At 67.4% G+C, this 8,948-nt stretch carries 8 protein-coding genes and 1 pseudogene; 3 read left to right on the top strand and 6 right to left on the bottom strand.

Annotation, left to right across the window (positions count from 1 at the left end; all coding sequences use genetic code 11):
• Window positions 1-624, bottom strand: a 624-nt coding sequence (locus WAX14_RS21325; protein ID WP_422630041.1) for an MFS transporter, incomplete at its 3' end; no start/stop codon positions are given.
• Between the two features lie 129 nt (window positions 625-753).
• Between WAX14_RS21325 and WAX14_RS21330 the strand changes: the two genes are divergently transcribed.
• Window positions 754-1,422: a TetR/AcrR family transcriptional regulator gene (locus WAX14_RS21330; RefSeq protein WP_006554624.1), complete on the top strand. Its 669-nt coding sequence runs from the start codon at window positions 754-756 to the stop codon at window positions 1,420-1,422.
• 23 nt (window positions 1,423-1,445) lie between these two features.
• Here WAX14_RS21330 and WAX14_RS21335 read toward each other — a convergent pair whose 3' ends face one another.
• On the bottom strand, window positions 1,446-4,460 hold the full coding sequence (locus tag WAX14_RS21335) for a Tn3 family transposase (RefSeq protein ID WP_319804843.1): 3,015 nt from the start codon (window positions 4,458-4,460) through the stop codon (window positions 1,446-1,448).
• A 161-nt stretch (window positions 4,461-4,621) separates the two neighbouring features.
• Between WAX14_RS21335 and WAX14_RS21340 the strand changes: the two genes are divergently transcribed.
• A complete protein-coding gene (locus WAX14_RS21340) occupies window positions 4,622-5,848 on the top strand; it encodes an oxygenase MpaB family protein (RefSeq protein ID WP_422630042.1) in 1,227 nt (408 codons plus the stop codon).
• Here the strand turns inward: WAX14_RS21340 and WAX14_RS21345 are convergent.
• Window positions 5,826-6,506 carry a maleylpyruvate isomerase family mycothiol-dependent enzyme gene (locus tag WAX14_RS21345; RefSeq protein WP_422630043.1) on the bottom strand — a complete coding sequence of 227 codons (681 nt, stop codon included), beginning with the start codon at window positions 6,504-6,506 and terminating at the stop codon, window positions 5,826-5,828. The two genes, WAX14_RS21340 and WAX14_RS21345, sit on opposite strands and share 23 nt — an antisense overlap.
• Window positions 6,507-6,553: 47 nt before the next feature.
• A complete protein-coding gene (locus WAX14_RS21350) occupies window positions 6,554-7,060 on the bottom strand; it encodes a hypothetical protein (protein WP_422630044.1) in 507 nt (168 codons plus the stop codon).
• 168 nt (window positions 7,061-7,228) lie between these two features.
• Here WAX14_RS21350 and WAX14_RS21355 point away from each other — a divergent pair, with 168 nt between their 5' ends.
• Complete coding sequence (locus tag WAX14_RS21355) at window positions 7,229-7,411, top strand: hypothetical protein (protein WP_422630045.1); 183 nt, start codon at window positions 7,229-7,231, stop codon at window positions 7,409-7,411.
• 33 nt (window positions 7,412-7,444) lie between these two features.
• On the opposite strand, the gene WAX14_RS21360 is transcribed toward WAX14_RS21355, so the two are convergent.
• Together WAX14_RS21360 and WAX14_RS21365 are read right to left on the bottom strand one after the other, a co-directional pair.
• The gene (locus tag WAX14_RS21360; RefSeq protein WP_422630046.1) at window positions 7,445-8,125 is read right to left on the bottom strand and encodes a response regulator; all 681 of its coding nucleotides are present in this window, start codon (window positions 8,123-8,125) and stop codon (window positions 7,445-7,447) included.
• Window positions 8,122-8,826: pseudogene (locus tag WAX14_RS21365) on the bottom strand (sensor histidine kinase); the annotation flags it as partial. The gene WAX14_RS21360 and the pseudogene WAX14_RS21365, both read right to left, overlap by 4 nt.
• Window positions 8,827-8,948: the final 122 nt, after the last annotated feature.

An 8,948-nucleotide genomic window follows, 5' to 3' on the forward strand; every position in this document is an offset into this window, starting at 1 on the left:
CACCCAGTCCACCTGCGGATGCTCGCGCTGGCGGGACTCGGCGATGGTGCACGCCAACCCCGCCAGCACCGCCCCGGCCACGGTCAACCCTACGAACACCGATAGCCACGACCATCGTTCGAGCAGCACCCCGGCACCGAGAATCCCCAGTATCGCCCCGGATCCGGCGACCCCGGCCCATATCCCCACCGCCCGGCCGCGATGAGCGGGGGCGAACCCTGCAGTGAGGATCGACAGCGTCGAGGGCATCACCAGCGCGGCGCCTGCCCCGGCCAGCGCGCGCGTCGCGATCAACCAGGCCGGGTCGGACAGCAGCAGCGGCAGCGCCGAGGCGGCGGCGAACACCACCAACCCCACCACCAGCACCACGCGGCGCCCGTAACGGTCACCGACGGCGCCGGCGGGCAGCACCAGACACGCCAGCACCAGCGTGTAGCCGTCGACGATCCAGGTCAGCTGGGCTTGGGTGGCCCCGGTCGCAAGCGCGATCTGCGGCAACGCCGAATACAACGCCGCCATCGCCGCGACCACCAGCGCCACCGCCAGGCACGACACCGCCAGCATCCACCACTGGGCCCTGGTCCAGCGGGCGATCTCGACAGTGTCCGTTCCGGGTGTGGCCACCGGCACCTCCCCGACTTTGAAGACCAACGGTATCTGTACGAGACCATTCGTATCATAGTGGTTGGGGGGTGGGATAGAGTTCACCCATATCAAGAGTTCAACGACACGAATTCGGAGGAAGGCGCGTCCATGACCGACCCAGGCCCGGCGGCGACCGACCCGCTCGCCGCGGACGACGAGCAGGCCGATCCGCGACTGGCGCGCTCACGCAACCGGTTGCTCGACGCGGCCACCCATCTGCTGTCCACCGGCGGTGTCGAGGCGGTCACCGTCGAGGCGGTCACCCGCGTGTCGAAGGTCGCCCGCGCCACCCTCTACCGGCACTTCGGCAGCACCACCCAGTTGCTCGCGGCGACTTTCGAACGACTACTTCCCCAGGTCGACACACCGACCGGCACCGGGCCCGTGCGTGAGCGGCTCCTGGCGCTGCTCGCCAGCCAGGCCGACCTCATCGAACAGGCTCCGGTGCAGATGACCACCCTGGCCTGGCTGGCGATGGGTTCCATCGGCGAGGACCACCCCGACCCGGCCGCGGTCACCTCGCTGCGCGCGCGCGTCATCGAGCAGTACCGCCACCCGTTCGACCAGATCCTCACCAGTCCCGAGGCCCGCGCGATGCTCGGCGAGCTCGACACCACCTTCGCCATCATCGAACTCCTCGGCCCGATCGTGTTCGCCCGTCTCACCGGATTACGCAGCATCGACCACGACGACTGCACCCGGCTCGTCGACAACTTCCTCACCGCCCACCGAACACCCACGCCAGCAGACACCGCTATCGACATCGCCACGCCGTAACCACGGGCCCCGGTTCCGCGCGGTCAGAACAAGGTGTCGCGCACCCGCAGCGGCCGGTACCCGGTCGGGCCCAGCTGGGCCAGCTCGGCGTCGATGTCGACCTCGATCGCGCCGAAGAAGTTGATGTTGGCACTGTGGGCCGGGCTGATGTGGGCCAGGACCTCGTCATCGATACGCTGCCCGGTCCGGCGCATCTGCTCGACAGCGAACCCGTAATACTCTGTGGTCCAGGCGATCACAGCGTTGGTCGTCAAGGTCAGGCACCAGGCCTGCTCGGTCTGGTCCTCGAGGTGGCGCGCCCGGATCATCCCCTCATGGGCATAGAGCAGGTCGCGGCGCAGCGCGTGCAGCGACTCGCCCTTGTTGAGCTGCCGCGAGATCTTGCGCCGGTAGTCCGGATCGGAGAGGTATCTCGCGGCGTAAATGGTGCGCCGCAGCGCCCCGTACTCCTTGAGCGCCGCGGCCAGGGTGTTCTGCCGCCCCGACGCCGACAGCTTGCCGACCAACAGCGACGCGGTGGCGTGCCCGAACTTCAGCGATCCGGCCAACCGCAGCAGATCGTCCCAGTGCTCGGCGATCAAACCCAGGTTGGCCTTGCGGGTCATCAGCGGGCCCGCGTGCGGGAACCGGGCCTCGGCCTCGGCGCGCGGGCCCGGCCGGTACAGGGTGATCCGCCCCAGATCCCGGATCCGTGGCGAGAGCTGCATCCCGAGCAGGTCGAACAACCCGAAGTTGACCAGGGTGACCCCGTGGGTGTCGGTGGCGTGCTCGGTGATCGGCAGATCGGTGGCGTTGCCCAGGATCTCATCGAGCACGTAGTGGGCTTCGCGTTTGGTCGCCACGATGACCTTGGTGCCGTAGGTGGCGTGGGTGTCGCTGACATGGGTGTAGGTCGACAGGCCCTCGCTGGCGAAATAGCGGCTCAACGGCCGCGCCGTGGTCGACTTACCGCGCGTCGGGAAACGCTGCCCGTCGCTCGACGACAGTGTTCCGGCGCCGAACACCGCGGTCAGCGGCAGCCGCTGGTGGTAGCCGACCAGTACCAGGTTGGCCGCGCGCAGGGTCTCCTCGCGCACATACCACTCGTCGGTCCAGGCCAGGATGTCGTAGGTGATTCCGCACGCCTCGGCCATCCGGATCAACCCCAGGTTCGTCGAGTGCGCCAGCAGTACCGCGATCAGGTTGCGTTTGAGCTCCGGCGTCCGGGTGGCCTGACCGCCGGCGTGGGTGAAGCAGTCCAGGTAGCCGGTGCGTTTGTCCAGCTCGATCAGCAGCGACACGATCGGCGCGAACGGCAGCATTTCGGTCAGCTCGGCCTTGAGCGTGATCGCCTCGGCGGGAACATCTTCCGCGCTCAGCGGCGAGATCACCAGATCCCCGCCCTCGTCCAGCCGGACCGGGCCGTCCCCGCCGGCCAGCACCTCCTCCAGCTCACCGAGAGCGTCGTGCAGTTCGGCGACCACGGTGGCCAGCGCGACGCCGGGATCGGCGGATCGCCCGACCAGGCCGCAGAACTCAACGCGTTGCGGTTCCCACTGCCCGGTGGTGAGCAGGTAGGCGGCCGGGTCGGCGTAACGGCGCGAGCCCGGCACGAACACATCCCCGCTGCGCAACCCGTCACGCAATCCGAGCAGCACACACAACTCCCAGTAGTGCCGATACGCGGTCGCGCTGCCGGATTTGCGGGCCTCGTCGAGGTAGCCGCGCCACTTCATCGGCACGAACCCGGTCGGGGCGTCATCGAAGACCTTGCGCCGCCCGGTCGCGTTCAACTCGCGCAGCATGTTCACCGCGATCAGCAACTCGGTCGCGGCGGTACCGCCGCAGAAGCGCACCGCTTCGAGCACCGCGGGGGTGAACTGACGCAGGTAGTTGTAGGAGGAATCCAACGCCGCCAGATGCCCGTGATCACGCGGCAACCTGGGCTTGGCCTGGGCGATCGCCGCGCGCAGGCGCTCCCACCCGATCTTCTCGCCGCGGATCAGCGCACCGATCTCCTCATCCGGAACGCCGGGGTCGGTAACGATTTCCAACAGATCGTCCAGCAGCGCCTGACGGTCCTCTCCAGTCTTCCCTCGTTCGGCCAGCCGCTGCTGCATCTTCCGTTCGGCAGCACCGAATTTCACCGAGATCGCCTGATCGAACAACGCCACGACCTCATCGAGGACATCGGTGCCGGACTGGGCCAGCACCGTGAGCAGGATCGGATACCGGCGTTGCGGATCCCGACGTTGCAGCGCTTGCGGACTCAGGCGCCGGCCCATCGTGGCCAAAAACCGGCGCCGCTCGGCGGGCAGCACCGACATATCCAGCCGATCAGCGCCCAACCCGCGCAGGAAACCCAGCTTGTCGACCTCGGCGCGGACCGCGGCCGCCGAGGCCTCCACCGGCCCGGTCGACAGCCACCGCAACCGCGAGATCCCCAGCGAAGCGTCGGTGACAAGCAAGCCGTCCAACTCCGCGCACCGCGCCGCAGTGAACTCGTGAGCGAGCCGGTCATAGGTTTCGGTCTGGGCCTGGTGGCGGGCGTGGGCGACCCGCTCGACCACGGTGACCGGGCCTGGCCGGATCACCTTCGCCGAGATCAGATACTCACACGCCAGCCGGAACAGCAGAGTCGGGGAATCGTGCTCCATCGCCCGCGCGAGCAGGAACTCATCGAGCTCCTTGAACTCGAGCGCACCGACCGCACGCCATCCCAGGTACCGCGCGGCCAGGCGCACATGCTCGGTGCGGGTCTTGGCTCGCCTGCCGTAGGCACCGATCACCACCGGATCCAACCGCAACTGCTCGGCGACACGAGCCACCGCCACCGGCGGAGCCGTGACCAGCCGATCCGGCACGAATCCCAGCCACGGCAGCGTACACAACGCGATCGCCAAGCCCAGCCGCTCGGCTGGGCCCCGGCCCCGGCCCGGATCCACGAACGCCAGATCCGCAGGCGTCAGCGTGAAGTACCGGAACAGCTCCTCGCGGCTGATCTCCGGGAATCCCCGCAGTCGTTCCAACTCCTCGTCCGCGAACATCCGCGTCGCCACGACCCCAGCCTCCACCAGCACCGACCAACATCATCATCGGCAGTCAAGCACCAACCAGTCGACAGCGCATGCCGAACTCGAAACCCCGTGCCCACCAGTCGGATACGCCAAATCCGCCCGATTTCCGGCGGATGCTACGGCTACCCCGGAGAGGGCGGCAGATGGCGGATCTGAGCAGACGAAACGTGTTGAAGGCGGGCGGGGCGCTCGCGGCGCTGGGCGCCGTCGCGGCGGCAACCCCGGCGCAGGCCCTTCCGTGGAGATGGTCGCCCGCAGGATCGATCCCCGGCACAGACCGCGGCGCCGATCCTCGCCGGGTGTGGGATCCGGAGGCCGACCCGCTGGTCGCGTCACTCTTCGAGCGCGGTGAGGTGCCCCGCGTCAACGACCTGCTGCGCGGGTGGACGACGAACGGCCAGGCGCTACCGGACGGACTGCCCGGCGACCTGCGGGACTTCCTCGACCGCGCGAGGCAACTCCCGCCCTGGGCCGACCCGGGCACGCTCGGGACCGCCGTGAGATTCAACGAGAAGCGTGGACTGTATCTGGGTGTTCTCTACGGTTTCGCGAGCGGGATGATGAGCACGGTCATTCCGAAGGAAGCGCTCGCCGTCTACTACTCCAGAGGCGGAGCCGATATGAAGCGCCGCATCTCCCGGACCGCGAAGCTCGGATACGACATCGGTTCGCGCAACGCCTATCTGCCCGACGGCGAGATGATCGTGACGGGCGTGAAAACTCGGCTCGCGCACGCCGGCGTGCGGCACCTGCTCCCGCAGTCGTCGCATTGGGTTGCCGCAGCGCCGGAGGATCGTCCGATCAGTCAGCACGACATGATGGTCACCTGGCACAGTCTTCCGACAACCGTGATGCGGACGCTACGGGCGTGGCAGGTGCCGATCCCGGCGGCGGAATCCGATGCGTTCCTGCACTCGTGGCAGGTGAGCGCCCACCTGCTCGGCATCCAGGATCAGTACATCCCTGCGACCTGGGCCGATGCCGAATCGCAGGCCACGCAGGTCCTCGATCCGATCCTCGCACCCACCCGGGAAGGCATCGAACTCGCCGATACCCTCCTCGATCTGGGCGCGGGACTCGACTTCACGCTCCTGAGCCGGCCGATCCTCGGGGCACTGACCCGTTTCGCACTCGGGAACACGGTTGCCGACTGGTTGCGGATTCCCCGGGAACCGGTGTGGGGTACGTTGCTGGACGTCGGGTGGGGTCCGTTCATCGCGGTCCGCGAAGGTCTCCTGCCGCTGCCGCTGGCTCCCGAAGCGTATTGGACCTTCGACGAGCTGCTGCGACAGTTCGTGCTGCTCTACATGTCCGAACTGAAGGCCATCAGCATCGAGATCCCGACGTTCAACAATCCGAACTACCCCTGACCGGCGGCTTCGCCACCGGTGTGCCTTTGTGGCCACCGGAGGGGCCGGAAAGGCACACCAGGCGATCGCGTAGGAGTGCGACGCCGTCGCCGTCCAACTCGTCGAGAACCGCGGCCCTGCCGACGGTCACCAACGCGAGCGCTTCACCCGAACCGCGCACGACCGGCCCCGTGCCCTTCTCCCACGGCAGATCGGTCGCGACGAGGCGGAGCCCCTCGACGAACCTTCCGGGGCGGGCAAACGGATCGGGACGATCGAGAACGAGACGTAGACGATCGGCATCGATGCTTCGCTGCAGCCCGAGGGGCCTGCGAATATCCTGCTGGTGCACGAGGTGGTCGGCCAGGGCCAAGCGGGGAAAGAACCGTGTCATCCAACTCGAGGAGGCCGACACCGACAACCGTTCGACGAGCCGATCGAGGGGAATGCTCCGCGCTGCGACAACGTAATGCGCGTTGAGACGGTCGGCCGACGGATTCCGGAACCCGGACAGAACGTAGCGGTGCAGCGGCACCGCGTCGATCGCCAGGTGGCCGGCGACATCCCGTACGGACCATCCCGCACAGAGCGACGGTGTGGTCCACTGCTCCGGCGACAGCGATCTCAGCAGATCCACCAGTTCCGCGCGTTCGGCAATGATGTGTTCTCGAACGTCCATGAACTCACCGTACGAGCACAGCGCGTAACGTGCACTCTTTCGACCGCTCAGCGCTTCCTGTTGTCCTTCTCGGCCTGTCGACGCGCCCCGGCCGCGATGGACGATGCTTCGTACTTCTTGCGACCGGACGACTTTCGCGTCGAATCGACGCGAATCTTCCCGGGCGACTCCACCTTGCCGTCGCCGGCGACACCGGTGCCCGGCGCAACCGAGTCGACGCGAGCGAGGGCCAACCGTTCCTGCTTGAGTGCCTCGGCGGATGTGCGAGCCACGGCACCGAGTTGCCGGCTCACCCTGGCGAGCGCATCCTCGAACACTTCGGCCTTGCCTGCGTTGCGTCGGTTCGCCGATCGGCCGGTCGCTCGCGACTTCTTCTTGTCGACCTTGTCCGCTCCGGATCGGCGGTACAGCTTGACGTACTTGTTGCGAGCGCGCCGGACTCGGGTGTGCAGTTCGATCAGTTCGTCCTCGTCGAGGCCCGCCATCTGAGGCTTCTTCGTTTCCCGAACCAGAACGAATTCGTCCTCGGTCAGTGTGTTCACGAGCTTGCTCATACCGCACTCCGATCGCCGAGATGGGTGTCGGCATCGTATCCCGCGAGCACACGGACTCGGGGTGGTTGCGCAAGAAGCGTTTCGCCGTGCCGTCTCCGAAAACAGTGACGTCGGACTACCGTATGTGCAGATCGCACCATACATCCGAAACCTGCGAGGGGCCGCGAGATGGAGATGGACGAGCAACTACGCGAACTGGCATGGCAATTGAGCCGGTCCGGACACGATTGGAATGCGGTGGCGGACGAACTCGGCTGCGATGTGTCGCTCGCGCAAGCCATGGCCGAGCGCTACCGCGACGACACCGACGCGCGGGCCCAGGCCGCGCAGTTCCGCCTCTTCGACGTGTGAACCACCGGCGGCACAGGTTCGATGCCGCGTCCGTCAAACCTCGAAGCGGTATCCGCGCCCAGGCTCGGTGATCAGGTGGCGCGGACGGGTGGGGTCGGGTTCGAGTTTGTGGCGGAGTTGAGCGAGATACACACGCAGGTAGTGTGTTTGGTCGACATAGGCCGGGCCCCACAGCTCGGCCAGCAGTGCACGCTGCCCCACGAGTTTGCCGCGGTCTCGGACCAGCATCTCGAGCATCCCCCATTCGGTGGGTGTCAGATGTACCGGCGTGCCGTCGCGAGTGACCTTCTTCGCCACCAGATCGACGACGAAATCGTCTGTCGTGACGACAGGTTCGGTCGAGTCCGGTGCCGCTGCTCCGCGGCGGACGGCCGCGCGGATACGCGCGAGGAACTCCTCCATCCCGAACGGCTTCGTCACGTAGTCGTCGGCGCCGGTATCGAGCGCGGCGACCTTGTCGGCCGAGTCGGTTCTCGCGGACAGCACGATCACCGGGGCGGTACACCAGCCCTTCAAACCGGCCAGTACCTCGATGCCGTCGAGGTCGGGCAATCCCAGATCCAGCACGATCACGTCGGGGTGCGCTTGCGCGGCCGCGCGCAGAGCACCGGCACCGTCGGCGGCGGTGACCACGTCGTAGCCACGGGCCGTGAGGTTGATGCGCAGCGCCCGCAGGATCTGCGGTTCGTCGTCGACGACGAGGATGCGGGTCACGGGTGTTCCTTTGCGGGCGCGGCGAGTTCGATGATCACGGTGGTACCGCCGCCGGGAGTATCGGTGGTTGCGATGGTACCGCCCATCGCCTCGACGAACCCGCGGGCAACGGTCAGCCCGAGGCCGGCGCCGCCGGTGGTATGCCGGTCGCCGCTCCGGGGAAAAGTCGTGAAAACATCGTCCGCGTGCGTGAGCCCTGGACCGGTATCGGCGACAGTGATCGTGACGGACCGGTTCGTGACATCCGCCTCGACGCGGATCGGACCGGTCGGCGCGTACCTCAGTGCGTTGTCCAGCAGGTTCGCCAAGACCCGCTCGAGGAGTGCGGCGTCGGCGTCGACCATGATGTCGCCGACGTCGACGGCGACCCTGCGCCTGATGGCGCCGGCGACATCGGTCCCGCCACCGGACAATCCGGCGAGCGCGCCGTGGACGACCTCGTCGAGATAGACGGGAGAGTGGACGGGTGTGACCACCCCGGCGGCGAGCCGGGACGAGTCGAGGAGATTCGACACCAGGCGGGTGAGCTGATCGGTGGATTCCTCGATGGTCGCGAGAAGTTCCGCGGTGTCCTCGGCCGAGAACTCGATGTCGGTGCTGCGCAGGCTGGACACCGATGCCTTGACGGCAGCGAGCGGCGTGCGCAGGTCGTGGCCGACGGCCGAGAGCAGGAGCCGTCGCATCCGATCGGTCTCGCTCAGAGTGCATCTGAAAACTCCGGGTCGAGGGTCAAGCAGAACGGGCAAGCCGACGTGACATCGTGGCGATCATCGCGACGTGGACCATCGCCTCATGATGATCGGGTCGGGTCTCGTAATCCCGG

Origin of the sequence: Rhodococcus sp. (in: high G+C Gram-positive bacteria) (genome assembly GCF_049299235.1) — a bacterium.
In the GTDB taxonomy this organism is placed as follows: domain Bacteria; phylum Actinomycetota; class Actinomycetes; order Mycobacteriales; family Mycobacteriaceae; genus Rhodococcus.

Bases quoted from the DNA above. Each gene is read 5' to 3' on its own strand.
- WAX14_RS21330 (WP_006554624.1), top strand. From the start codon at position 754: ATGACCGACCCAGGCCCGGCGGCGACCGACCCGCTCGCCGCGGACGAC.
- WAX14_RS21340 (WP_422630042.1), top strand. From the start codon at position 4,622: ATGGCGGATCTGAGCAGACGAAACGTGTTGAAGGCGGGCGGGGCGCTC.
- WAX14_RS21345 (WP_422630043.1), bottom strand. From the start codon at position 6,506: ATGGACGTTCGAGAACACATCATTGCCGAACGCGCGGAACTGGTGGAT.
- WAX14_RS21350 (WP_422630044.1), bottom strand. From the start codon at position 7,060: ATGAGCAAGCTCGTGAACACACTGACCGAGGACGAATTCGTTCTGGTT.
- WAX14_RS21355 (WP_422630045.1), top strand. From the start codon at position 7,229: ATGGAGATGGACGAGCAACTACGCGAACTGGCATGGCAATTGAGCCGG.